The sequence below is a fragment of the Microbulbifer mixtoriginis (SeqCode) genome (assembly GCF_052466765.1).
On record NZ_CP174289.1, the window covers coordinates 4,009,950 to 4,034,384 of the forward strand.

At 53.0% G+C, this 24,435-nt stretch carries 24 protein-coding genes; 17 read left to right on the forward strand and 7 right to left on the reverse strand.

What is annotated here, in order from left to right:
• Window positions 1–155 precede the first annotated feature (155 nt).
• Complete coding sequence (locus tag ACJJIV_RS17495; RefSeq protein ID WP_444889765.1) at window positions 156–1,076, reverse strand: LysR family transcriptional regulator; 921 nt, start codon at window positions 1,074–1,076, stop codon at window positions 156–158.
• An 84-nt stretch (window positions 1,077–1,160) separates the two neighbouring features.
• Here ACJJIV_RS17495 and ACJJIV_RS17500 point away from each other — a divergent pair, with 84 nt between their 5' ends.
• Window positions 1,161–1,898 (forward strand): SDR family oxidoreductase, encoded by a 738-nt coding sequence (locus tag ACJJIV_RS17500; RefSeq protein WP_252082584.1) that lies wholly within the window; start codon window positions 1,161–1,163, stop codon window positions 1,896–1,898.
• A 178-nt stretch (window positions 1,899–2,076) separates the two neighbouring features.
• Here ACJJIV_RS17500 and ACJJIV_RS17505 read toward each other — a convergent pair whose 3' ends face one another.
• The 3 genes from ACJJIV_RS17505 to ygfZ all read right to left on the reverse strand — a co-directional run bounded on the left by ACJJIV_RS17505 (window position 2,077) and on the right by ygfZ (window position 4,817).
• On the reverse strand, window positions 2,077–2,640 hold the full coding sequence (locus ACJJIV_RS17505) for a hypothetical protein (protein ID WP_252082583.1): 564 nt from the start codon (window positions 2,638–2,640) through the stop codon (window positions 2,077–2,079).
• 229 nt (window positions 2,641–2,869) lie between these two features.
• Window positions 2,870–3,445 carry a hypothetical protein gene (locus ACJJIV_RS17510; RefSeq protein ID WP_444889766.1) on the reverse strand — a complete coding sequence of 192 codons (576 nt, stop codon included), beginning with the start codon at window positions 3,443–3,445 and terminating at the stop codon, window positions 2,870–2,872.
• A 331-nt stretch (window positions 3,446–3,776) separates the two neighbouring features.
• On the reverse strand, window positions 3,777–4,817 hold the full coding sequence (ygfZ, locus tag ACJJIV_RS17515; protein ID WP_252082579.1) for a CAF17-like 4Fe-4S cluster assembly/insertion protein YgfZ: 1,041 nt from the start codon (window positions 4,815–4,817) through the stop codon (window positions 3,777–3,779).
• A 114-nt stretch (window positions 4,818–4,931) separates the two neighbouring features.
• Between ygfZ and ACJJIV_RS17520 the strand changes: the two genes are divergently transcribed.
• Window positions 4,932–5,177, forward strand: a complete 246-nt coding sequence (locus ACJJIV_RS17520) for an FAD assembly factor SdhE (protein ID WP_252082577.1) — start codon at window positions 4,932–4,934, stop codon at window positions 5,175–5,177.
• A gap of 43 nt (window positions 5,178–5,220) precedes the next feature.
• Entirely contained in the window at window positions 5,221–5,604 is a 384-nt protein-coding gene (locus ACJJIV_RS17525) for a protein YgfX (protein WP_444891723.1), read from the forward strand.
• Window positions 5,605–5,634: 30 nt separating this feature from the next.
• On the opposite strand, the gene nadB is transcribed toward ACJJIV_RS17525, so the two are convergent.
• A complete protein-coding gene (gene nadB / locus ACJJIV_RS17530; protein WP_444889767.1) occupies window positions 5,635–7,242 on the reverse strand; it encodes an L-aspartate oxidase in 1,608 nt (535 codons plus the stop codon).
• Between the two features lie 178 nt (window positions 7,243–7,420).
• On the opposite strand from nadB, the gene rpoE reads away from it, so the two are divergent.
• The 5 genes from rpoE (at window position 7,421) to ycjG (ending at window position 11,484) form a co-directional block, all read left to right on the forward strand.
• Window positions 7,421–8,035: an RNA polymerase sigma factor RpoE gene (gene rpoE / locus ACJJIV_RS17535; RefSeq protein ID WP_226647383.1), complete on the forward strand. Its 615-nt coding sequence runs from the start codon at window positions 7,421–7,423 to the stop codon at window positions 8,033–8,035.
• Window positions 8,036–8,152: 117 nt separating this feature from the next.
• A complete protein-coding gene (locus tag ACJJIV_RS17540) occupies window positions 8,153–8,857 on the forward strand; it encodes a sigma-E factor negative regulatory protein (RefSeq protein WP_252082571.1) in 705 nt (234 codons plus the stop codon).
• A 1-nt stretch (window position 8,858) separates the two neighbouring features.
• A complete protein-coding gene (locus ACJJIV_RS17545; protein WP_444889768.1) occupies window positions 8,859–10,034 on the forward strand; it encodes a MucB/RseB family sigma factor regulatory protein in 1,176 nt (391 codons plus the stop codon).
• 5 nt (window positions 10,035–10,039) lie between these two features.
• Window positions 10,040–10,492 (forward strand): SoxR reducing system RseC family protein, encoded by a 453-nt coding sequence (locus tag ACJJIV_RS17550; protein ID WP_252082567.1) that lies wholly within the window; start codon window positions 10,040–10,042, stop codon window positions 10,490–10,492.
• A 44-nt stretch (window positions 10,493–10,536) separates the two neighbouring features.
• The gene (gene ycjG, locus ACJJIV_RS17555; RefSeq protein ID WP_252082564.1) at window positions 10,537–11,484 is read left to right on the forward strand and encodes an L-Ala-D/L-Glu epimerase; all 948 of its coding nucleotides are present in this window, start codon (window positions 10,537–10,539) and stop codon (window positions 11,482–11,484) included.
• On the opposite strand, the gene mpaA is transcribed toward ycjG, so the two are convergent.
• Window positions 11,472–12,176 (reverse strand): murein tripeptide amidase MpaA, encoded by a 705-nt coding sequence (gene mpaA, locus ACJJIV_RS17560; RefSeq protein ID WP_252082561.1) that lies wholly within the window; start codon window positions 12,174–12,176, stop codon window positions 11,472–11,474. The two genes, ycjG and mpaA, sit on opposite strands and share 13 nt — an antisense overlap.
• 175 nt (window positions 12,177–12,351) lie before the next feature.
• Between mpaA and ACJJIV_RS17565 the strand changes: the two genes are divergently transcribed.
• The 8 genes from ACJJIV_RS17565 (at window position 12,352) to acpS (ending at window position 19,830) form a co-directional block, all read left to right on the forward strand.
• The gene (locus ACJJIV_RS17565) at window positions 12,352–13,746 is read left to right on the forward strand and encodes a Do family serine endopeptidase (RefSeq protein WP_252082559.1); all 1,395 of its coding nucleotides are present in this window, start codon (window positions 12,352–12,354) and stop codon (window positions 13,744–13,746) included.
• Between the two features lie 133 nt (window positions 13,747–13,879).
• Window positions 13,880–15,685: a translation elongation factor 4 gene (lepA, locus tag ACJJIV_RS17570; protein ID WP_252082557.1), complete on the forward strand. Its 1,806-nt coding sequence runs from the start codon at window positions 13,880–13,882 to the stop codon at window positions 15,683–15,685.
• 43 nt (window positions 15,686–15,728) lie between these two features.
• The gene (gene lepB / locus ACJJIV_RS17575) at window positions 15,729–16,496 is read left to right on the forward strand and encodes a signal peptidase I (RefSeq protein WP_252082555.1); all 768 of its coding nucleotides are present in this window, start codon (window positions 15,729–15,731) and stop codon (window positions 16,494–16,496) included.
• A 48-nt stretch (window positions 16,497–16,544) separates the two neighbouring features.
• Window positions 16,545–16,985 carry a DUF4845 domain-containing protein gene (locus ACJJIV_RS17580; protein ID WP_444889769.1) on the forward strand — a complete coding sequence of 147 codons (441 nt, stop codon included), beginning with the start codon at window positions 16,545–16,547 and terminating at the stop codon, window positions 16,983–16,985.
• On the forward strand, window positions 16,978–17,658 hold the full coding sequence (gene rnc, locus ACJJIV_RS17585) for a ribonuclease III (protein WP_444889770.1): 681 nt from the start codon (window positions 16,978–16,980) through the stop codon (window positions 17,656–17,658). Before ACJJIV_RS17580 ends, rnc begins: the two co-directional genes overlap by 8 nt.
• Before the next feature lie 112 nt (window positions 17,659–17,770).
• Window positions 17,771–18,670 carry a GTPase Era gene (era, locus tag ACJJIV_RS17590; RefSeq protein ID WP_444889771.1) on the forward strand — a complete coding sequence of 300 codons (900 nt, stop codon included), beginning with the start codon at window positions 17,771–17,773 and terminating at the stop codon, window positions 18,668–18,670.
• 24 nt (window positions 18,671–18,694) lie between these two features.
• Window positions 18,695–19,444: a DNA repair protein RecO gene (recO, locus tag ACJJIV_RS17595; RefSeq protein ID WP_444889772.1), complete on the forward strand. Its 750-nt coding sequence runs from the start codon at window positions 18,695–18,697 to the stop codon at window positions 19,442–19,444.
• Window positions 19,441–19,830, forward strand: coding sequence for a holo-ACP synthase (gene acpS, locus ACJJIV_RS17600; RefSeq protein ID WP_252082544.1), 390 nt, complete (start codon window positions 19,441–19,443; stop codon window positions 19,828–19,830). The genes recO and acpS overlap by 4 nt, the downstream gene beginning before the upstream one ends.
• A gap of 35 nt (window positions 19,831–19,865) precedes the next feature.
• Here the strand turns inward: acpS and ACJJIV_RS17605 are convergent, their stop codons facing one another.
• Window positions 19,866–22,631, reverse strand: coding sequence for a response regulator (locus ACJJIV_RS17605; protein WP_444889773.1), 2,766 nt, complete (start codon window positions 22,629–22,631; stop codon window positions 19,866–19,868).
• A 288-nt stretch (window positions 22,632–22,919) separates the two neighbouring features.
• On the opposite strand from ACJJIV_RS17605, the gene cysM reads away from it, so the two are divergent.
• Complete coding sequence (gene cysM, locus ACJJIV_RS17610) at window positions 22,920–23,810, forward strand: cysteine synthase CysM (RefSeq protein WP_252082540.1); 891 nt, start codon at window positions 22,920–22,922, stop codon at window positions 23,808–23,810.
• The last annotated feature ends 625 nt before the right edge of the window (window positions 23,811–24,435 follow it).

Here is a 24,435-nt window from a genome sequence, read left to right on the forward strand (position 1 = left end):
TATGATTTTGGGCGGAGCCCTTTGAGGGCTTTGTTGTTGTGATGTTATTTGAGATAAGGTTAAAAATTCAGCCCAAATACTCTTAAGGAATACTCTGGTGGCGATACAGGTGAGGGGCGATTGATGGTTGACCGTATAGGATTCCCTTCATGCCGCTAGATACTCCAATTAAATAAATTTTTTTCCTCTTTAAGAAAGTCTAACAATGCAGCGAGTTTCTTGGGTTTATTGAGTCCCTGGCGGTAAACGGCATGAATGTCCATTGGTGGAACATGCCAGTCTGGAAGAATATTAACGAGTGAGCCTTTGCCTAACTCTTCCATAATATTGTTGATTGGTAATTGCGCAATTCCCAGCCCATTGACTGCCGCATTTTTCAGGGCTGAAATATTAGCACAAAAGAAATTCCCATTAACGGGTAAAGTCATTGTCGATTGTTTAGAGGTTAGCGCCCACTCGGTATCTCCAGGGTTAAATTGAAATCTCAGGCAGTTATGGCTTATTAGGTCGCTGGGCTGCTGTGGTTTTCCCTGTGTGGTGAGATATTCAGGGCTGGCTACGAGAATTCGCGTTGAACTGCCAAGCTTTCTGGAAATCAGTCGCTCATCATGTATGTCGCCAACACGAAACGCGAGGTCAATGCCTTGGGAGAAGAGGTCTTCAAAGTCGTAAGTGAGGTTTAGGGAGGCGGTAATTTTTGGCCAGCGCTTCAAAAAAGTGGGTAAAACTCTCTTGGAGAGAAATTCACCCAGGGCTGGCGGGGCTGAGATTCGCAATAAGCCTTGGACCTGCTGATCCATTACCAGCACATCATTTTGCATGGTTTTAAAGTCTTCTATCAAATGCAGAGCCCGGTCATAGGCAATAGCCCCCACTTCTGTCAGTGCAACACGCCGGGTGGTACGATCCAATAGTTTGGCTTTCAGGTGGGACTCCAGTCTTGAAACCTCCTTACTAACCGTTGACTTAGGGAGTTCTAGCTGATCTGCAGCCAGCGATAGGTTTAATGTCCTACAGACATGGACAAAAACAGATAAAGTTCTAAGGCTGATTGTTTCCAATTCGCGAACATTCATTTTCTTTTTATACAATTGTTTCTATTTTTTCGAATAATAGAATGCTCCTGTGTTTGAAGCAACCTAACTCACAGGAGATTTACCATGTCTAACGATCGAATTGCATTGATCACCGGTTCAAATCGAGGAATTGGTCTTGAGGCTGCCAAGCAGCTTTCTAACCAGGGAGTCAAAGTAATCCTGTCTGGTCGAGATAAAGCGAAATTAGAGGCCGTTCAAGCTACTTGGAATGGTGAGGTGGCACCAATTGATATTATTGAGCTGGATATTACCAAAGCTGAAGATAGGGCACGAGCTGCTCAAAAGATTGCGGAGCAATATGGTCGGCTGGATATTCTGGTGAATAATGCCGGTGTTATCGTTGAGGGGGAGTGGGGCCAGAACAATAGTGAAACAGTTTCGCAGGAGGATCTGAACACCACTTTTAGCATTAACGTATTCGCTCAAATTGGTCTAACGCAAGATCTTCTGCCAGTGCTAAAGAAGAGTAAAGCTGGCCGTATCGTGAATGTGAGTAGTATTCTGGGTTCTTTAGCTGTGAATGCTGACCAGAACTCTAGTTGGAGTGCAGTGAAGCCCTTCGCCTACAATGCGTCAAAGGCTGCGCTTAATATGTTTACAGTTTCTTTGAGCCAAAGTCTTGCAGATACTGGTATTAAGGTAAACAGCGCACACCCAGGTTGGGTTAAAACCGATTTGGGTACCAGCGCGGCGCCAATGGATGTGACCGAAGGGGCGAGAACTGTTGTGGAGCTTGCCTTGATTGATAGTGACGGTCCTAACGGTCAATTTATTCACCTTGGTGAAGAACAGCCCTGGTAAATAGTTGAAGTTACAGCTGGGTAGTTTTCAGGGACCCCGTATCTATTGTTTGAAAAATAGGTATGGGGTCTTCGGTTATTTGAGTGACTGTTGATTTTACTGTGAAGCAGGTTTCTTGAGGTCTTGGATTTACTAAAAAATAATTTTTCATGAATTATCCAGAGGCTTTCCTGTGTGGTTAACGGCGTCTCCTTGCACGCTCGATATGAGGCCGGCTGGCTTCTTTCTTTTCAACGGACTTCCATAAAGGCCGCATTAAGAGCCTGGCAAAGGCAAAGCCGACAAAAAACAAATTACATATGTAAGCAAGAAAATACGGCCCAAACTCTCTTTCAAAAACTATCCCGGCTGCATTTAGAGTGCTTATGATGACAATGGAAGAAGCTATGCCAAAAAGTCCGTAGTAGGTGAATTTCATTATGGGGGAGACAAACTTGAAATGTCTTTTCTTCCACAGGTAAGCAATAAACCCCATGGTGGCTATTCCCATGAGGCTGCTGCTGATAGACCAGACATGCTTAGCCTCGACATGAAAATTTAAAAGCGTAAGTGAAAAAGCGGAGAGTAAGGCGCTACACAAGCTGATATAGACAATCATGGCGAGAGAGACGACATGCCCTCTGGAGATACTTTCCATTTTTCTTGACTGAAAAGTTGCAACCATAGCTGCAAAACCTGCCAGGATAATGGAGACTTCGATAATATGTAGCAGTTGTTCAATTTGTCCCGGCAGTGTATCCATCTTCCGCTGTTGCCCTGGGCAGAGATGTTATGTTGTGAGGGGGTTATCGGTGTGTAAAGGATAGTTTATGTTTTTTAGTGGCTTGCAGACTTTATAGGGTTTCATTCGTTTCTGTTGCATGCCGAAATTTTCTATTGAGGGCTCTTGGTAAGGTAGGTACTTCTCGGTGGATGAAGTACGTTTGGTTGTTTAGGGCAATTTATATGCCCTTGAGAGTCGGGTGTGATTCTTATCTGTTTTGGTAGGGCCACCTTGTACCGGCTTGACTCTTTCTTGCATGTTGTTGTTCGTTTTCTATTACTACTGCCCAAAGAGGTCGCATAAGCAGTCTAGTGAAGGCATAACCAACAATAAACAAATTAAAAACAAATGATAGGAAGTAGGGTCCATATTCTCTGTTAAAGCCAAGTCCAAAGGCATTTAAGAGGTTGATAATTACCATGCACCCAGCGCCTCCAAAGAGCGCAAAGTAAATAATTTTCGATATTTTGGAAACTGTCCTAAGGCGCTTTTTTATCCATAAATAAGTAATAGAGAAAGCGGTAGCCAAACTCATGGCAAAGCTGCTTGCAGACCATAAGGTTTGATCACTAATGCCAAAGTTTGCAAGTATTAGGGTGAAAGCGGCGAGGAGAGCATTAACTAGACTGATATAAATTATCATGGCGAGGGAGACAATTCTTCCCTTGGTGATCCTCCTGGTTTTTTTTGGCTGAAGGGTGCCTACGATTGCCGCGAAACCTGCCAGTACAACACAGGATTCAAGAGTAACGATAATCTGGCTCATTTCTTTCAGTGGAGTCATCCCTTTGCCTGTGTAAGTTTTGGGTATAGCAGAATAAGATTAGTGGAAAAAGGCAAAATATTTTTGTGGAAATAGCTGTAATTATTTGGTGTAAAAGTTACATGTCGTATTAGGGAGGCGCTTATTAATTAGTGGCCTGAATGTGAAAGCGGCGATGGGGGATATTACTTTGTGAGTATTTTGCCAAATATCTGAGTGGATTGTCAGGTCTATGGAGGCAATGGTTGTAAACATTGCCTAAAGACCGTGTGGAAAGGTGTTTTCCGCTTGAGACCGGTATGAACTGTATGCCGGTCTATCTGCCAAAAGTGAATCAGCCGGTTAATTACCCTTATGCTAAGGGGTCGGCATCAGCATCGTAGGGTAAATCCTGAATCTCCAGGGTGCGGCCATCTTTCAACTTTAAGGTTTCGCCGGCGGCAATTTTGGCGATTGTTAGTACGGCGAGCAATTCTATGCCTTCTTCGCTGTGGCAGGCTTCAACCAGATTGCCGATGCTTTGTTGTCCGTCGGCAAAAATTTCCAGTCCACTGGCTGGAAGATCACCACCCTCACATTTTGCACGGTATAGGCGACGCTTGGCGGCGCCACGGAACTGCATGCGGGCAACAACTTCCTGGCCGGTATAACATCCCTTTTTAAAGCTCACACCGCCAAGAAGGTGCAGGTTAGTCATCTGTGGGATAAACATCTCAGAAGTGGTGGCATCAACCTGGGGGATGCCGGCTTCGATCTGCCCCTTTTGCCACTGGTCGTAGCCTGTGGCTTCACTATGGGGAGAGAGTTTTTGCCAGAGTTGTTGTGTTTTATCGCTGGGGCTAAGCAGAGCCAATTGGAACTCATTGACCGATTGGGCGATACAGCGCTCGCCACTGAAATTGAAAGTCACTACCTGGCCTGGAGAAGGGGCCTCGAAGCCCAGTAGTTGTGCCGCCCGCTCCGCAACACCCTCTCCCTGTAGGCCTAGCCAATGGGAGTTATCGCTGATGTCGCTAAGTTCCGCCTTGAAAAATACGGCGTACTTCGCCAGCGCCTGCTGGGCGATTGGGGCGAGACTGCGGGGTAGGCGGAGTATAAATTCGCTCTGGGAGAGCTTTAGGGCACTAAAGGCACTGATCATGCGTCCCTTGGGGTTGCAGTGAGCACCCAGTATGCTGTGCCCGTCGGGTAGATTTATAAGGTCGCAAGTGAGCTGGCCTTGCAGAAACTTCTGACTATCGGGGCCTACTACTGAAACGGCGCCCACGGGGCCGAGGTCGATAAGATGTAAGCCCTGGCGGTCATCATTGCTGGTAAGGGGGAAGTGGGCTCTGCCGCCTTCCCAAATGGCGCCTTCGCTACTGAGAAAATCCTGCCACTGTTGCTGGTCCATAGTGTTGCCACCTCCGGTTGTCTTGGTGGCATTAATTGGGGATTACAGCGCCCCTTTTCAAGTTTGCTCAGCTAGCAGGTATACTGCGCACTTTAATCTGGTTGGAAATGAAGTATGGATCGCAACCGCCTGTTTTGGGCCAGCCGCCGCGGCATGTTGGAGTTAGATCTGGTGCTGCTGCCGTTTCTGGACAATATCTACGAGACCCTGGAGCCCGAAGATCAACAGCGTTATGTGCGACTGATGGACGAGCAGGACCAGGATCTGTTTGCCTGGTTCATGCGCCGTGAAGATCCGGCCGACCCGGAGCTATTGCGCATAGTACAGATCATCCGTGACAACACCGGTTTACAGCAGTAGACCGCCGCCTCAAATTTTTGAGCGCAGCGCACGCTTGAGCTGCGTGGTTGCGCGATCGCCTCTCCTTCTTCTCTTTTTATTACTTGCCACAGGGCAGGCGGTAATGCTGTTGTGGTTGAGTGACTTCCCTTCCTGGCTTTTCTGGTCGGCAGTGCTGCTTGTGTGCCTCTATGCCTTTGTCGAAAAGCGTCGTCTGGAGCGGATGAGCGGAATCTTATCAACCCGAGACCGTCGCTGGTTTTGGCGTACTGAAAGTGGAGTGGAACGAGAATTTGAGTTTTGTGGTGAGCTGGTAGTGTGGCAGTGGTTGCTGGTAATCCGTGGGCGTGATCAGATGGGCGCCTCTCTTTGCTTGGTTTTGGCGCGGGACGCGCTCAATCGGGACGACTGGCGCAGATTGCAGGTGGCTTTGCGCTATTCGCGCTAGGGCGGGCTCTGCCCACCCATACCCCTGTGTTCAGATAAATTGCCTTTGATTGGCGTAGTTTTCCGGTACCAGCACCGTATCCATGGCCAGCTCTCTGAGATCTGGGTAATCGAGAGAGTAGTGCAGGCCCCGACTCTCGCGGCGGTCCAGAGCCGAGCGGATGATCAAATCGGAAACCAAGGCCAGGTTGCGTAGTTCCACTAGATCATTCGTGATGCGGTAATTGGCATAAAACTCGCGAATTTCCCGCTGCAGGAGTTTTACTCTGTGCTGAGCGCGCAGAAGGCGCTTGCGGGTGCGCACGATTCCCACGTAGTCCCACATAAAGCGCCGCAGCTCATCCCAGTTGTGGGATATCACAACGTCTTCATCGGAGTCCGTAACTCGCGAGGCGTCCCACTCCGGCGCCTTGCGCGGTGCTTGCACCGAGTCAAGATGTTCGTCGATGTGTAAGGCCGCAGAACGGGCGTATACCAGGCATTCCAATAGGGAGTTACTAGCCAGGCGATTGGCGCCATGAAGGCCGGTAAAAGTGGTTTCCCCGATGGCATAGAGTTGGTCCAGGTCGGTGCAACCGTGTTTATCTACCATAATTCCACCGCAGGTATAGTGGGCGGCAGGCACCACCGGGATGGGCTCTTTGGTGATATCTATGCCATATTTCAGGCAGTTGCTATACACGGTGGGGAAGTGCTCACGTACAAAGGTGGATTCTTTGTGGGAGATATCCAAATAGAGGCAGTCGGCACCAAGGCGTTTCATTTCATGGTCAATGGCACGGGCGACGATGTCCCTGGGTGCTAGTTCACCGCGCTTATCAAAGCGTTCCATAAAACGGCTGCCATCGGGCAGTTTCAACTGTGCTCCCTCGCCGCGTAGGGCCTCTGTAACCAGCAGGGCTTTAGCCTTGGGGTGGTAGAGGCAGGTGGGGTGGAATTGGTTGAATTCCATATTGGCCACCCGGCAGCCGGCGCGCCAAGCCATGGCAATGCCGTCGCCGCTGGCACCATCTGGATTACTGGTATACAGATAGGCCTTGCTGGCACCACCGGTGGCGAGGATCACCGCCTTGGCCTGCAATAGCTCGACTTCTTCAGTATTTTTATTCAGCACATAGGCGCCAGCACAGCGAAAACGCCCTTTCTCGGGGTCCGGTTGGCGTATTAAATCAATAGCGACGTGATGCTCAAAGCAGTCAATATTGGGGCTGTTGAGTACTTTCACCAGCAAGGTGCTATGTACGGCTTTGCCTGTGGCGTCGGCGCTGTGAATGATACGGCGATGGCTGTGCCCACCTTCTTTTGTCAGGTGGTAGTCCTCGCCCTCGCGGGTGAAACTCACGCCTTGGTCAATCAGCCAGCGAATGGCTGCGGTGCTCTCTTCTACCGTGAAGCGGACAGACGATGGGTGGCAGAGTCCGGCACCCGCGTCTAATGTGTCTGCAATATGTGACTCCACCGAATCCATATCGTCTAACACTGCCGCGATGCCCCCCTGGGCGAACCAGGTGGAACCGTCCTGCAGACGCTGCTTGGAAAGCAAGGCTACGCGGTATTTGGCGGAGAGATGCAGGGCCAGGGTGAGACCAGCGGCGCCGCTGCCGATGACGAGAACGTCGTAGTTTACCGGGGCATTCATAGATTTCATTTATCTTTATGGGTCGCGTAGTATAGCGCCTCCTGATTATTCGTCGATTTGACGTGGAACTTATGTCCTATTGTCAGTGTCTTCAACACAGTAAAAGAAACGCCTGCGCCGGCAGCCCCTCATTAAATCGTTGTGGTGCCCGCAGTGTGGCTGGATATGGGAGTTGGGGATGACAGCGCATCAGGCGTCAACGAGTGACCGTGAGCTGGTGGAGCGGGTTCAAAAGGGAGATAAACGCGCTTTTGACCTGTTAGTACTCAAGTATCAACACAAAATTGTTGCTGTGGTCAGCAGATTTATCAAGGACCACAGTGAGGTACAGGATGTCACTCAGGAGGCTTTTATTAAGGCCTATAGGGCGCTCGCCAATTTCCGTGGCGACAGCGCTTTTTACACATGGATGTACCGGATTGCGATTAATACCGCTAAAAATCATTTGGTTTCCCGTAGCCGCAGACCCCCGTCTTCCGATGTGGATCTTGAGGATGCCGAGTTCTACTCCGGCGCCGATCTGTTGCGGGATAACGAAACACCTGAGAACCAGATGTTTCGTGACCAGCTTGAATCTGCGGTGCATCGCGCCATTCGCGCACTGCCAGAGGATCTGCGTTCAGCGGTTACGCTGAGAGAGCTTGAGGGACTGAGCTATGAGGAGATCGCCGAGGTGATGGGATGCCCGGTAGGCACAGTGCGTTCGAGAATTTTTCGTGCACGGGAAGCTATTGACCGGACAGTCCAGGCCGTGATGGCCGGTGAGCCGGAAACACTGGGTGACCGGGGTTAAAATTGCGGAAAATTTTCCCAACTGGGGAAACCAACCGCCGAGAGCCCGGTCTTATCTCATACCAACTATGGTGCGTGTGGGCACCGAATAAATGATTGCACAAGAGGGTTAACCCCTATGTCCCACGGGAATCATCAGGAACGTCTCAACGAGTCGCTCTCGGCGCTTATGGATGGCGAAGTCAGCGAGTTGGAGTTGCAGCGGCTGTTAAAAGCCTCTTCGGCTTCTGAAGAGTTGGGTGAGCGCTGGTCACGCTACCAACTTGCGGCGAGTGTAATGCGCCGCGAACAGGTTGCCCCTGTGAACAGCAGTCTCGCTGCGAACATCTCTGCGGCAATTGATCTCGAAGAGCCCTTGTCGCAAACGGGGAGTGGTGGTGCCGTGGCGGCCAATGGGTTGATCAATAACCGTTGGTGGCGTCCGCTTTCACGCGGTGCGGTAGCGGCCACTGTAGCATTTGCTGCAATTCTTGGGGTTCAACAGATTACCGATACACAGCAGAGCCCAGTGCAGGGCCAGGGTGTGGAATTGATGGCGGAGGTTGAGCGCCCGGCACAGCCGGTAGTGCAATCTGCCCCGCAGCCGTCCGGTTTTTATGTGCCGGCACCATCTACTCGCTCAGTGAGCACAGCCACTCCGAGCTTTGTACCCGAGCAGCGCGGTGTGGTTGGCCAGCAGGTGATTCAGCAGGTGCCTACGCCGGAGCTGATGCGCCATCTGAACCGCGTAATGATGCAACACTCAGAACAGGCCGCGCATGTCGGCAGCCAGGGCATGGTGCCTTTTGCCCGCGCGACCTACGGCGAACAAGTTGGTATGTAGCGTGACGAAAGCCGTTTTCAGGGGGAGTCTTATCCGTATTGGAATTCGCAGGGCCAGTAACCTCTTACTGGCCACCTCACTGCTGGCGCCACTGGCGATCGCTCAGGAGACAGCCAGCACCGATAATGCTATCCAACCCAGTGCGCCGAGTATCGTAAACCTCGATATGGCCAGCACCCAGGCGGCAGCTTCTGCTGCTGAGGTGACAAACCCGAGCAGTGAACAGGATGCCCTGACTACCGCCAACTCGGAGCCTCCGGCTGTCGACCCTACAGTGCTCTCTGCAGAAGCTCTGGCCAGTCCTGGTGCTATGTCGGTAGCGGTTGCCGGTAATGAGGTAGAGCAGTGGCTGGCCAAGCTTGCCAAAGCGGTTGCCGAGCTGGAATACAGCGGGCTGGTCACCTTTGAGCACGCCGGCATGCTTGAAACCCTGCAGGTGGTACACGCGGTCCGCGACGGAGAACAGGTAGAGCGTGTGCGCTACCTCAGTGGCGAGCCGCGAGAATTGATTAGCCACGGTAGCAGCAGCAATTGTGACTACGGTGTTTCGCCCAGTGCTCGGGCTACCCTATGGAATGCGGTGGGACAGCAGCAAGTTCAGCGCGCCTACCAGTTTATTTTGCGTGGCGAGGAGCGTATTGCCGATCGCGATGCAGTAGTTATCGAGGCCAGGCCGCGGGATCGCTACCGGCTCGGGCTGGTGGTCAGCTTAGACCGGGAAACCGGCCTGCCCCTTAAAACTATGTTGGTGAGCACCCAGGGCCGAGTGTTGGAGCGCTACCAGTTTGTACAGCTAGACTTGTCGCCGGTAGAGGATGGTGCTCTGGAGGCGGTCTCCAATAATGCGCGACGGGTTGATAATCGAACTAGCTGCGAATCCTCCCAGAGTCGCTGGCAAGTACGCTGGCTGCCGGAAGGTTTCAAGGTGGTATCGGTAAAACCCCTTTCCGATGGCGATATGATGGTCTTTAGTGATGGGCTAGGCGTATTTACCGTGTTTGTGCAACGCCTTGGACCTGAGCTAAAGGATTTTAAAGGCCGAGCCATACGCGGTGCGACAGTGGCCTATATGGACCGAATGGAAGTCAATGGCGTCGCTTATACCGTTACTGTCGTTGGGGAAATCCCCGATGCCACGGCGCGCAGAGTAGCCAGTTCTATTGCTGAAAAAGGCTGAGTGCCGTGCTTGAAGAGCGCGGCCGTATTGTCGCCATAGAATCCGACGCTGTCTGGGTTGAAACAATCCAGCGCAGCGCCTGCAATGGTTGTGAGGCCAAGTCTGGCTGCGGCACTGGTCTACTTGGTGACTTTTTTTCTTCTTCCACGCGAGTGAGAGCAGTTCTTAACGGCTACCCGGCCGATAAAATTTCCCTGAATGATACCGCCGTAATCGGCATTACTGAGAGTGCCCTCACCAGCAGTACCCTGCTGGTTTATTTGTTACCCCTGGTTTCCCTGGTGCTTGTCGCACTATTGGGGGACTATTTTTTCGCTGAGGCTGGCGCCGTTATAGGCGCGCTAATGGGCCTGCTGGGCGGTGCTCTCGGCGTGCGTTGGTACAGTCGCCGCCAAGCTGCCAATCCCACTTTTACCCCGGTGCTGTTGCGCATAGAGCCCAGCAGCGGGCATTCATAACAGAACCTAAACTGATAACTCCAAGGTTTAATCGGAGTCTTTCCATGTTGGCCCGCTGCTATATAGAGCGCTGGCCCCTGCGCACGGCCTTTGTTATCTCCCGCGGAGCTCGCACTGAAGCAGAAGTCGTCGTTGTAGAGGTAAAGCTGGAAGGCCGCGTGGGTATTGGAGAGTGCACCCCTTATGCCCGCTATGGCGAAAGCCCTGAATCGGTTGTGCAGCAGCTGGAACCCTTGCTTTCCGAGCTGGCTGCCGGTTTGAAGCGGAGTGCTTTGGCGTCGCGATTGCCCGCTGGTGCCGCGCGCAATGCCCTCGACTGCGCGCTGGCTGACTGGGAGGCGAAGTACAATAATGTGCCCTTTGCCGGTCCCGATTCCCTGCCCACCGTACAGACTTTGGTGATCGATAGCCCGGAGGCCATGGCTATGGCCGCGGACAATGCGGTATCCCATGGAGTGCAAGTGTTAAAGCTCAAGCTGGATGATCACCTGGTCTGTGAGCGGGTGGCGGCCGTACGTGCCGCTGCGCCCAGTGCCCAGTTGGTGATTGATGCCAATGAAGCCTGGCAGAGCATCACTCTGATCGAACGCTGTCAGCAGTTGGCGGAGTTGGGGGTTGCCATGCTGGAGCAACCCTTGCCTGCGGACGACGATAAATTTCTCTCCACATTTCCCCATCCACTTCCTATCTGTGCCGATGAGAGCTGCCATACCCGAGCTGACCTGCCGCGCCTGAAGGGGCGCTATGAGATGGTCAATATTAAGCTCGATAAGACCGGGGGGATTCGTGAGGCTGAGGCTCTGGCGAAGGAGGCTTCTGCGCAGGGTTTTGAGCTGATGCTCGGTTGTATGTTGTGTACCTCGCGGGCAATACGTGCGGCTTGGCCTCTGGGGTCAAAGGCGCGCTACCTGGATTTGGATGGCCCTACCTGGCTGGCGAGAGATGCCGAGCCCCCACTGCGCTTTACTGCTGGCAGGGTTTATTGGTCGTAAGTAATCAGGTCGATCAGTATATCCAGATATTCTTCACTGGCTGCATCAGCGGAGATTGGTGGAAACTCCACGGTGATACAGGGCAGGGCGCGCTCGGCGCACCAGGTACCGAAAGAACCCGGTGTTTGGTAGCCTAGCTGTTCGACCAGTGGCAGCTGCATACCTTCGGCCAACCAGGCTCCCAGTGTAGTTTTGTCGGGGTCTTCCACGCAGCCCAGGGGTTCGTGGATGGATACCGTCCAAGGGGGCGCCAGTTTAGTAATCAACTGGGATAACGCGGAGGTTTCACTCTCAGAGGCGGGCCTGTTGCCGGTACCGAGTTGGACATCGCGGGCATCTGCTGTGCTATTCCAGCGGTAAACATTGCCGCCGCCGTCCCAGTTCTCTGTGGCAAAGTTGCGGTTCAGGTCTACGCCGTTTGCATTGCAGCGGGTACCCAACTGGCAACCATCGGGATTTACCGCCAGTATCACATGGTGTTTGAGCTGGTTCGTCGCCAGTGAGCGCAGTGCACAAGAGAGTGCTACCACTGCTGCGACTTCATCGCCGTGGGTGCCGGCCATCACCAGGCCCGGTTTGTGGCCGGATTGAGCGGGAAAATAAAAAAGTGGTGCGCCCAGGGCACTGTATCCGTACAGTTCTTTGGGGAGGTGGAATTGGCCTCGCTGTGGGCGTGGGCGCAGTTTGGACATCGCTGGCCTTTACACAGATTTACATTAGGCGGCAGAACTTTCGTGGCTATACAGCCACTAAATCGTTACTGAATGTCCCTAAAGGGGCCGGAGCCATTCCGTCGAGGCATGCCCTGGAAGGGATTCAAATTCCAATGGTTTCATATTAGAAGGGAACACTAGGGGTAACAAACCTATGGTTAAACGCTGTACACAATATCTCTTGGTACTCTGTCTCTTGGCTTCCGGCGCTGCTAGTGCGCGCGGACTGCCAGAACTTACCGAATTGATAGAGGAAAACTCTCCTGCGGTGGTTAAGATCAACACGGTGGATCGCAGCCGAGTGGCTCGCGGCAACAACTCGCCGCAGTATCAGCAGGAAATCCCCGATATTTTCCGTCACCTGATCGAGCCACGCCGTCGTCAGCGCCCAGTGGCCAGCATGGGCTCAGGTTTCATCATTTCTGAAGATGGTTATATCGTGACCAACAACCATGTGGTCGATGGTGCAGATGAGGTGAGAGTTACGCTAACCGATCGCCGCGAATACGAGGCGAAGGTGATAGGCACCGATGAGCGCTCGGATCTTGCCCTGCTCAAGATCGAAGCCGATGACCTGTCGGCAGTGCGCTGGGGGGACTCAGAGGAGCTGCAGGTGGGTGAATGGGTGGTCGCGATCGGCTCGCCATTCGGCCTCGACTACTCCGCCAGTGCCGGTATCGTGAGTGCTATGGGGCGCAGTATCCCCAATGAAAGTCGCGAAAACTATGTGCCATTCATTCAGACCGATGTAGCGATCAACCCTGGCAACTCCGGTGGGCCGTTGTTTAATCTCGATGGGCGGGTAGTGGGGATCAACTCCCAGATTTATACCCGTAGCGGCGGATCTATAGGCCTGTCTTTCGCTATCCCAGCGAGTCTGGCCCAGGATGTGGTTGCCCAGTTGAAAGAGAAGGGCCGTGTGGATCGCGGCTGGCTCGGCGTTGGTATCCGCAATGTGGACCGTGATATGGCTGAAGCCATGGGGCTCGGTAAACCTTCTGGTGCGCTAGTGGAGCAGGTGAGTCCAGGTACTCCTGCGGCTGAGGCCGGTATTAAACCTGGAGATGTAATTATCCGTTTTGATGGTCGCAAGATTGGTGTACATGGAGACCTGCCACATGTAGTAGGTCAGGTTCGCCCCGGCACCGAGGTGCCCGTGGAGCTGATGCGCAAGGGCAGAACCGAAAAGCTACAAGTGGTTGTTGGCTCCCTGCCGGGTTCTGATGAAGAGCGCAGCCAGGCGTCCAATCAGCCGGCATCCAGAATGGGTGGCCCCCTCGGTGTGGTTGTCGAGGAAATCCCGGAGGGTATGAAGCAGCGCTGGAATGTAGATACTGGCGTGCTTGTACGCCAGGTTATTCCCGGCAAGCCAGGTGCAAAGGCGGGTCTGCGTAGCGGCGATATCATCGCCCAGTTGGGCTTTGAGGAAGTGACCGATATCAGCGACTACGAAACGGTGGTCGATGACCTCCCCAAAGATGAGCTATTGCCGATCCGCTTTTTCCGAGCTGGCCAGTCAACTTTCCGCACAATTAAGATCGAAAGCTAAGTACAAGAGGCAAATGGTGGCCCATTGTGTCACCTGCCTCTCACCTCTGCTCGGGAGTTCTGTTAGACTTGCGCCACACAGCTGGCAGCTCCGTCAGCTAATCATTTGATTTTTCAAGGGTTTTTATTCCGCAGTGGCCACAGATCTCTCACATATCCGCAATTTCTCCATTATTGCCCATATCGACCACGGGAAATCTACCCTGGCGGACCGCTTTATTCAGGATTGCGGCGGGCTCTCAGACCGCGAAATGGAAGCCCAGGTGCTCGACAGCATGGAGTTGGAGCGCGAGCGCGGTATTACCATCAAGGCGCAGAGTGTAACGCTCGACTACAAAGCGCGGGATGGTAAGACCTACCAGTTGAACTTTATCGATACCCCGGGACACGTGGACTTCTCCTACGAGGTATCCCGCTCTCTGGCAGCCTGTGAAGGGGCGCTGTTGGTAGTGGATGCCGCACAAGGTGTCGAGGCCCAGTCAGTGGCCAACTGTTATACGGCGATTGAGCAGGGCCTGGAGGTTATCCCGGTACTAAACAAGATGGACTTGCCCCAAGCGGACCCGGATAAAGTCGCTGAGGAAATTGAGGAAATCATCGGCATCGATGCAGCTGATGCGACCCGTTGCAGCGCCAAGTCCGGTCTGGGTGTAGAGGATGTCCTTGAGGATCTGGTGCGTCAGGTTCCACCACCCGAGGGCGATGTGGATGCGCCGCTACAGGCCCTAATCATCGACTCCTGGTTCGATAGCTATTTGGGCGTTGTGTCCCTGGTACGAGTGGTGCAGGGCACCCTGAAAACCAAAGACAAGATTGTCACCAAGTCGATTGGTCGCCCCCATGTGGTGGATAACGTCGGTATCTTTACCCCCAAGCGCAAAGAAACTGGTGTGCTGCGTGCCGGTGAAGTGGGTTTTGTTGTGGCTGGCATCAAGGATATCCATGGCGCGCCAGTGGGCGATACCCTGACCCACGCTAAGGGTGCCGATGAAATCGAAATGCTGCCGGGCTTCCAGAAGGTCAAACCACAGGTTTACGCGGGTTTGTTCCCGGTTAGCTCCGACGATTACGAAGGCTTCCGCGATGCGCTGGAGAAGCTTTCTCTTAACGATGCCTCTTTGTTCTATGAGCCTGAGACCTCTGATGCGCTCGGCTTTGGTTTCCGCTGCGGCTTCCTCGGTATGCTGCACATGGAGATTATCCAGGAGCGTTTGGAGCGCGAGTATGATCTCGACTTGATCACCACCGCGCCAACCGTGGTGTATGAGGTTGAGCAGACCGACGGCGAAGTGGTGATGGTGGATAACCCATCGCGCCTGCCGGATGTGGGTAACATTGAGGAGATGCGTGAGCCTATTGCCGAGGTGAATATCCTGGTACCGCAGGAATATCTGGGCAACGTGATTACTCTCTGCGTGGAGAAGCGCGGTATTCAGAAAGATATGCAGTACGTGGGCTCCCAGGTATCCCTGCGCTATGAGCTACCCATGAGTGAAGTGGTGATGGATTTCTTCGACCGCCTCAAGTCGGTGAGCCGTGGCTTTGCTTCCCTGGATTACAGCTTTGTACGCTTCGAAGCGGCAAAACTGGTGCGTCTGGATATCCTCATTAACGGGGATCGAGTCGATGCCCTGGCGCTGATCGTGCACCGTGAGAATGCCCAGCAGAAGGGGCGTGCCATGGCGGAAAAAATGAAAGAATTGATTCCCCGGCAGATGTTCGATGTGGCAATTCAGGCGGCTATTGGTGGCCAAGTGGTGGCCCGTACCACTGTAAAGGCTCTGCGCAAGAATGTGACTGCAAAATGTTATGGTGGCGATGTCACCCGTAAGAAAAAACTGCTTGAAAAGCAGAAAGCGGGTAAGCGCCGTATGAAACAGCTCGGTCGAGTGGAAGTGCCACAAGAAGCCTTCCTGGCCGTGCTGAAGGTGGATCAATAGCGGCTAGGTCCGCTATTGGCTTCAAGGAAAATAGAGATACATAATGGATATTAATTTACCTCTGATTCTGCTCTGGTTAGTCGTTATCAGTGGCGGTATCTGGCTGGTAGACAGCCTGTTTTTTGCCCGTCGCCGCAAAAAAGAAGGCGGGGGCAAGCAAGAGGATCCAGTGGTTGTGGAGTACGCAAAGTCGTTCTTCCCAATCCTGGCAATCGTTTTTGTGTTGCGCTCTTTTATTGTCGAGCCTTTCCAGATTCCCTCTGGCTCCATGATCCCAACCCTTCAGGTTGGTGATTTTATTCTGGTCAATAAGTATGAGTACGGCTTGCGCTTGCCGGTCTCCCGTAAAAAAGTAGTAGATATCGGCGAACCTCAGCGCGGCGACGTGATGGTGTTTTTCCCACCGCACATGAATGATACCTACTTTATCAAGCGGGTTATTGGCCTTCCCGGTGACAAAATTGAGCTGAAAAACAATGTGCTCTATGTCAACGGTGAGCTGGCACCGCAGGAGCTGATTCAGGCGATGCCCCCGGTAAATCCGAGACAGGAAATATTGTGGGAAAATCTCTATGGCAAGCGCCATTTAATGCAAAAAAATATCCCTGCCAGTCAGTACGGTAACTTTAGTGGTGTAGTTCCGGAAGGCCATTACTTTATGATGGGCGACAACCGCGATAACAGCCTCGACAGCCGTGCATGGGGCTTTGTCCCTGAGCGTGACGTAGTGGGTAAAGCCTTTGCTATTTGGATGCACTGGGACAACTGGCTCAGTTTGCCCAGCTTTAAACGTGTAGGCTCTATCCAATAACGAAAATGGCCGGCGTTGTGCCGGCGATATGGATTGAGGGCAAAGGTAATGAATAGTGTTATCCGGGTTTCGCTAAAGCGTCAGCGCGGCATGAGTTACTGGGGTTGGTTGTTGGTTATTGCGGTGTTGGGCTTTGCCCTTACCTGTGTTTCTAAAATGGCCCCAGCCTACGTGGATGCGCGTTATGTGAGTGAGGCCCTGAGAACTCTGGGTGAGAACCCGGAGCTGGAAAATATGTCGACCGGCCAGATCAAGAAAGAGCTGGGCCGTTTCTTTCTGATCAATAATGTGCGTGGAGAGCCCACTAAAGCATTGCAGGTGGTGCGTGGGGCGAAAAGTACTGTGGTCAGTATTAATTACGAGTTGCGCCAGCCGCTGATTTATAACGTGGATGTCGTGATGAAATTTAACAAACAGCTCAATACGGCCAAGCCTGAGCTTTGTTGTGATCCTTTGATAGATCTGGAGCAATTCCGCAAACGTGACTGACCTTTTACTGGAGCGTCTCTGCCAGCGCCTTGGCCACAAATTTGAACAAAGCACTCTTTTGGAGTTGGCGCTTACACACCGATCCCACGGCAGCCGTAACAACGAGCGTTTGGAATTTCTCGGCGATTCCATTCTCGGCTTTACTATTGGTGCCGCACTTTATGAGCAATTTCCCCAGGGTCGCGAGGGCCAGCTGAGCCGTTTGCGCGCGCAACTGGTCAGTGGTGAAACCCTGGCCAAGCTGGCGCGAGAGCTGGATATTGGCGACTGCTTGCGCCTGGGCGAGGGTGAGATGAAAAGCGGCGGCTTTCGCCGTGCCTCTATCCTGGCTGATGCGGTGGAGGCCCTGATCGGTGCTATCTACCTTGATGCCGGTCTGGAGGCAGCGCGCGCTAGAGTGCTGGCATGGTTTGCACCACGGCTGCAGGAGCTGTCACTGGAGACGGTGAAAGACCCCAAAACCCGCTTGCAGGAATGGCTCCAGGCCCGTAAAAAGCCACTGCCTGAGTATTCAGTCGTGGATGTGTCCGGTGCTGAGCACGCCCAGCATTTTATCGTAGAATGCCGGGTTAGTGGTTTGACCCAGCCGGCTCGCGGCGAGGCCAATAGTCGCCGCGCCGCAGAGAAAACTGCTGCGGTAGAGGCTTATAAGCGCCTCACTGGGCAGGACTAACCTTACAATAGAGCGCAGCGGTTCATCGCCCGGCTCGGACAGATAGCCCCTGTGTGCGGGGGCGAGCAGAGCCCGGTTTCGCTGGGCACTTCAACCCTTTCGGAGAAACTTCTTGAGTGAACAACCCTCTCGCTGCGGCTATGTAGCGATCGTCGGCCGCCCCAATGTGGGAAAGTCCACGCTGCTTAACCATTTGCTGGGCCAGAAGCTGGCGATTACTTCACGCAAGCCCCAGACAACCCGCCACAACATGCTCGGTATTAAAACCGATGGCCCCAATCAGGTTATTTTTGTGGACACACCCGGCCTGCATTCGGATCAGGAAAAGGCCATCAACCGCTATATGAACCGCGCCGCTTCCAGTGCAGCGCGGGATGTAGATGTGGTGGTGTTTGTCGTGGAGCGCACCCGCTGGAGTGAGGGTGACCAGCTGGTGGCCGACAAGTTGCGCGGTCTCAAGTGTCCGCTGATTATCGCCGTCAATAAAGTCGATCAGCTGGAGGATAAGAGTGATCTGCTGCCTCAGCTGCAGGCTTTGGCGGAACAGCACCCTAAGGCTGAAATTGTGCCGATCTCGGCACTGCGCAACGTCAACCTCGATTCCTTAGAAGAGGTAATCCTCAAGCATTTGCCAGAGGGGCAACACTTCTTCCCAGAGGATCAAGTTACTGATCGCAGTTCACGCTTCCTCGCCGCAGAGATTGTGCGTGAAAAAATTATGCGTCAGCTGGGTGCGGAAGTGCCCTACCAAGTCACTGTTGAGGTTGAGGAGTTCAAACAGGAAGGGAAGATTCTGCATATCAGCGCGGCGATCCTGGTGGAGAGATCGGGGCAGAAGCGCATTATCATCGGCAACAAGGGTGAGCGTATCAAGCAGATTGGCAGCCAGGCTCGTGAAGATATGGAGCGCCTGTTCGATAGCAAGATAATGCTGAATTTGTGGGTTAAGGTGAAGTCCGGCTGGTCTGATGACGAGCGTGCCCTACGCAGTCTCGGCTATCGTGACGAGTAACCCTCTTCCCCTGACTCGTCCGCCATGAAGACACCACCGCCGGCGCAGCCGGCGTACATTCTCCACGCCCGGCCCTATCGCGACTCCAGCCTGATTCTTGAGTTATTCACTCCAAACCATGGCCGTATTGGTTGTGTTGCCCGCGGTGCGCGGAGGGACAAGCAGCGGCGCCAGCAGGCGCTGCAACCTTTTACGCCTCTATTAGTTACTCTGCTCGGTGCTGGATCTCTGAAAACCCTCGGGCCCGTGGAGAATGTTGGAGTTCCACTCTGGCTTAAGGGACGTGCTGTCTATGGCGGGCTCTACGCCAATGAGTTGATGGTGCGCTTGCTACCGGAGGGCGAGGCGCACATAGGTCTTTTTGCCACCTATCAGCGTCTATTGCAGGAGCTATCAGATCTGGGAGGTACGGACAGTGCAGAGTTGGAAGGACCACTGCGCAGTTTCGAATTACAGCTGCTCGCGGAGTTGGGTAGTTGCCCACCGTTGGATTATTGTGTGCAGAGTCAGGGCGTTGTGAGTGAGGCCGGCAGCTACAGGTTGGAATTGGAGGTGGGCTTTGCGCCGGTGCACAGGCAGGGTGCCACTGCTCTGCGTGAGTGGGAGTTTTTTGGTTCAGAGCTGCTGGGGATACTGCGGGCTAAAGAGTCTGGCAAGTGGCCGGCAGAAGTATTGGGCCCGGCAAAGCGTTTAACCCGTATTTTGTTGCGCACATTACTGGGGGAGAAGCCCTTGCAGAGCCGCGAGTTATTTAAACAGGTTTACGGGAAATGATTGTTAGCATCGGTACCGACATTTGCAATTACAGCCGTATCGAGTCAGTTTGGCGCCGCCATGGTGATCGTTTCGTGGAGCGTATATTGAGTGGTGGCGAACGCTGTGATTTTGCCGATCTTGCCGAGGCCAATAGAGCGGCCTATTTGTGCAAGCGCTTTGCAGCTAAAGAAGCGGTGGGTAAAGCCCTAGGTACTGGTATTGGAGAAGGTGTTTCCTGGCAGGATATTGAAGTGCGCCGGCGCCAGGGTGCAGCTCCGCAGGTGCTGCTGCGGGGTGGAGCGCAGAGGCGGGCTCAGGCGATGGGAGTGGAGGTGATACACCTCTCCCTTTCCGATGAAAAGGATGCAGCCCTGGCGTTCGTGATTTTTGAAGCTCGCAGTTAGGCCGGAGCATCTCTCCGGCCTTAATTCACTGCGAGTCAGGCAACCTCCAACCCAAACAGTGTGTCGAGATCCTGCTCGGAGGCCCATTCTCGCAGGGCGCGAATTTCCCTGAGTGCCCTATCCAATTTGCGGCGGTCGAGCTGGGGATTCTCCTGATTTTGCTGGATACGTAACTCCTCCTGTAACACACAAGTGGCCTCTCGTAGGCGTGATACGCCACAATAACAACAGCCGCCGTGCATGCGGTGGGTCAACTCAAACATGCCTTTTATGTCGCCTAGACCCTGTAGTCGCTCCAGTTCCCGTTCATCGGTTATCAACCCATCCACGAGCATTTGCAGCATATCCCTGGCCAGTTTTGCATCGCCATTTGCCAGGTTGAGACTCTCTCCGATATCCACCAGGCGCATCTGGTTTGGGTTCAATTTTTCTACCACTTGTGGAGTGATAATTTTGAGCCAGCGTTTGATCATATGGGACAACTGGGCTTCGCTTACTGGTTTGCTCAGGTAGTCGTCTAGCCCTGCGGACAGTAGCCTCGCCTTCTCCTCGGCTCCCACATGGGCAGTGAGTGCAATAATGGGCGTGCGGCGGCCGGTCTCTCGTTCGCGGATGCAGCGGGTGACTTCAATACCGTCCATACCGGGCATCTGGATATCCATGAAGACCAAGTCGAACGTGCTTTGCTGCCAATGTAGTAAGGCTTCTTCACCACTGGCGGCGATCACCACCTCTACACCCTGGGCGCGCAGTAACTCGCCGACCAGGCGCCGGTTAGCGGCGTGATCATCCACGGCCAGGACACGCGGTGGCGCGGGCCAGGGGAGGGCGGGTACGGCACCATTACTGGGGCGAGGCTGGCTCTGTTGGGGGACGGCTCTTTTCAGGGCGCGAAGCAGGTTCTCGCGGGTTACCGGCTTGCCAAGGAAAGTTAAGGTGCGGGTGCGCAACTGCTCATAGCAGCGGCGCAGCTCTGCTGGGGCACCGAGTACGATTACCCGGCATTGATAGGCATCGACCAGGGACTGTACCTTCATGCTGAAGCTGTCAAAGTCTCCCTTGGCGATGGCGGTATCGATAATCACCGCATCTGGCAGCGCATCGTGCCGCCACATTTGTTCAATTGCTGGCTGCAGAGTATCGGTATCGGCAAGTTCAATGGGTTCAACCTGCCACTGTTTAAGCAGTTGAGCAACCTGGGAGCGGGTCAATTCGTTGGGGTCGGCAATCAGTATGCGGCAGTCTGGGAAAAGCACCCGTGGCGGGATGCCGCGGTTGCGTTCCGGTACCAGGGTCAGTTCCACCCAGCAGGTGCTGGCACCATTTGCAGCTACTTCCATACCCGTGCAACCGCGCATGCGCTCGACGAGGCTGCGAGCGATAGAGATTCCGAGCCCGTTGGCGCTGATCTGCTGCGAATGTTGTGGTGTTTTGGCGTTGAGAATTTGTTCCAGCTCGCGGCGACCGGGCTCATCAATGCGATTGCCAAGGTCGGTAACACTGATTCGCAATACCAGTTCAGAGTCCTTATTGCTCTGTACAGTGAGGCGTACCGGGATATTACCATTCTCGGAACTGCGCACGGCGTTACCGAGCAGGTTGGTAAATATTTGCTTTGTACGCAGAGGATCGCCCACCAGGGTGACAGGCAATTGTGGGTCAATCAGTGGCACCAGTTCCAGGTGATGCTCATAGGCATAAGGGGCAAGAATTTGCAGGGTCTCCTCAAGCAGCTGCCCCAGGTCCATAGGGATATGGTCGAGCACCAAATTGCCGGACTCGATTCGAGAAAAATCCAGGATATCGTTAATTGTGGTGAGCAGGTTTTCTGAGGAGCGCAGAATGGTTTGCAGGTAGTCCTGTTGTAGCTCATCGATCTCGGTTTTAAGCAATAAATTAGTAAACCCGATAATGCCGTTTAATGGTGTGCGGATTTCATGGCTGGTATTGGCAAGGAAGGTCGACTTGATACGGCTCGCCTCCTGGGCTCTTTTGCGTGCCAGGTCCAACTCGATATTTTGCTCTTCCATACTGTCGAGAGACTGACGTAGATCGTCCATGCTCTGCAGCATGTTCGATTTATAGTCCCGCTGGTAATTGGCAAGACTTTCACCCATCTCGTTAATCTGATCGGCCAGTTGTGCGAGTTCGCGGTTCTCTATCTCGTGAATGCGGCGGTCAAACTCACCGCGCCCCATGGCTTGTAATACCTGTCCCATACGTACCAGGCTGTGAGCAAAACGCTCAGATAAAATCACCGACCAAGCTAGGGCGGCCAAGGTGCAAATAATTAAGCCCACCAAGCCCACGAGTAATACTTGGTAGGTGCCCACAAGAAAATAGGGCCGGTGTAGCTCGATACTAATCCAGCAGGTGGTGATGTCCCCCTTTAATGGCTGTAATACCTGTAGGGTTTCATCATCTTCAAAAATAAAAGCTTCGCGCTGATTGAGTTGGTGGTTTGTAAGCGGGGTGCGTGGTCGTGGGCCCACACTGGCCAGAAGCCCCAGCCCAGTGGATCTATCCAGTGAGATTTTTTTACTTTCCTCAGTGGAATAAATATGTACCGAGCGCACCATGTCCTTTTCCAGCATCAGTGCCAACAGGCTCTTGCGTAACCATTCCATACGCAGATCGAAAGGGTGACCGCCACTCATTTCAATTAACTCGGCCAGTTGTTCGGCACTTGCCCGTCCGTGGCTGAGTAAGAGCTGACGGCGATCGTGCATTTGTTGCAGCGTGAACACAAGGGCCAGAGTCATGGCCAAAATCAGTGCTGGCGCAACCGTGAAGCGAAACATAGTTGAACGCAACGAGCGGAGCTCTGAAGGAGCCGGCATGGAAGGGTCGGTATTATTTGGGGCCATGAGAAATCAAGGGTCTTGTGCGATTATTTTTTCCCCATTTTACCCCTATGCGAGAGGAGGCGCACTCCTATACGGGCTGCTCTGGGTAAATGTTTTCTGCTTTGCGATTTTTTGATACTTGTAATAACTCGACTATATAGTCCACCAAAATAGTCGGTATTTAGCCCGAGAGGGAGCATCGGGTACACTGTGCGGCCGCAATATGTCTGGACTCAAGGTACTATGGATTACCCAACGATTGCTGACTGCGTAGGTAATACGCCACTGATCAAGCTGCAACGCCTCCCCGGTGATACCAGCAATACGATTTTGCTCAAGCTGGAAGGTAATAATCCGGCCGGTTCGGTAAAAGATCGCCCAGCTCTATCAATGATCAACCACGCCGAGGCAAGAGGGCAGATTAAACCAGGGGATACCTTGATAGAAGCTACCAGCGGCAATACGGGCATCGCACTGGCAATGGCAGCTGCCATTAAAGGTTATCGTATGATCCTGATTATGCCGGACAGTGCTACCGCAGAACGTAAGGCTTCTATGACAGCATACGGTGCCGAGCTGATTTTGGTCAGCGCGGAGGAGGGAATGGAAGGTGCTCGGGATCTGGCTCTTCAAATGCAGACCGAAGGTCGTGGCCTCGTGCTTAATCAATTTGCCAATGCGGATAATCCTCTGGCCCATTACGAGGGTACCGGGCCCGAAATTTGGCAGCAGACCGCTGGGGAAATTACTCATTTTGTCTCTTCTATGGGGACCACAGGTACCATAATGGGCTGCGGCCGCTTTCTGAAAGAGCAGAAGCCGGAGATTCAGATTGTGGGTCTGCAGCCAACCGATGGTTCCAGTATTCCCGGAATTCGCCGATGGCCACAGGCTTACCTACCAAAAATTTTTGTCCCAGAGGAAGTGGATCTCGTTATCGATATGGATCAGCGGGAAGCGGAGGAAATGACACGTAGGCTGGCGCGTGAAGAGGGCATCTTCTGTGGTGTTTCTTCCGGCGGAGCGGTTGCCGGAGCACTGCGCCTTTCCTGCCAAGTGGAGAATGCCATAATTGTGGCAATCATCTGTGACCGCGGTGATCGCTATTTATCCTCGGGATTGTTCAATCAGTAAGGCTGGGAAAAAAGGCACAGTCGGGTGTGCAGATTTTTTGTTGCCCCCGACTTTAGTGTGATTTTTTATATGCCTGCCAATCTATCTGCGTATATTTGATATTTTCTCTCTCCGACTTTTATTTTTAGTTTTTTTGACGCTCTGATTTTAAGCGTGTTCTCAGTTTAAGATTGTCAGTGCGTAGATTGTTTTATTAAAACAAAGACCATTAATTAGCTGTGGGCGGCAGGTGAGGGCTTAAAGCTCTCTTTATGTGGCTAATGAATAGGCTTCCACTAAAAAGGCTGTAATAGAGGCTGGTTTTCTCGGTTTTTCAGTGTCACCGCTGAGATGTTGAAAATGAGAGGGCCTCTCTGTAAAAGCCTTTCAGCCCGACAAGCTTTCCTTTGATCGCATTCTCCTCGGTAAGAATTCTCGCTGCTCAATGTGATTGACCAATTGGTATTGTCGTTTGCAGTTTCCAGTATCAAGCCATATCCACTGGGGTGAGTTATCGCTAAATTTCACGCGGCTTGTTGAAAACATAAAGAAAATCGTGGACTTTAGTCTGACCAAACCTATGATAGAAGCGTCCCTAATTTGGGAAGTTATTCTTTTTGCTTGGTTTTGCCATCATGCAAGTCAC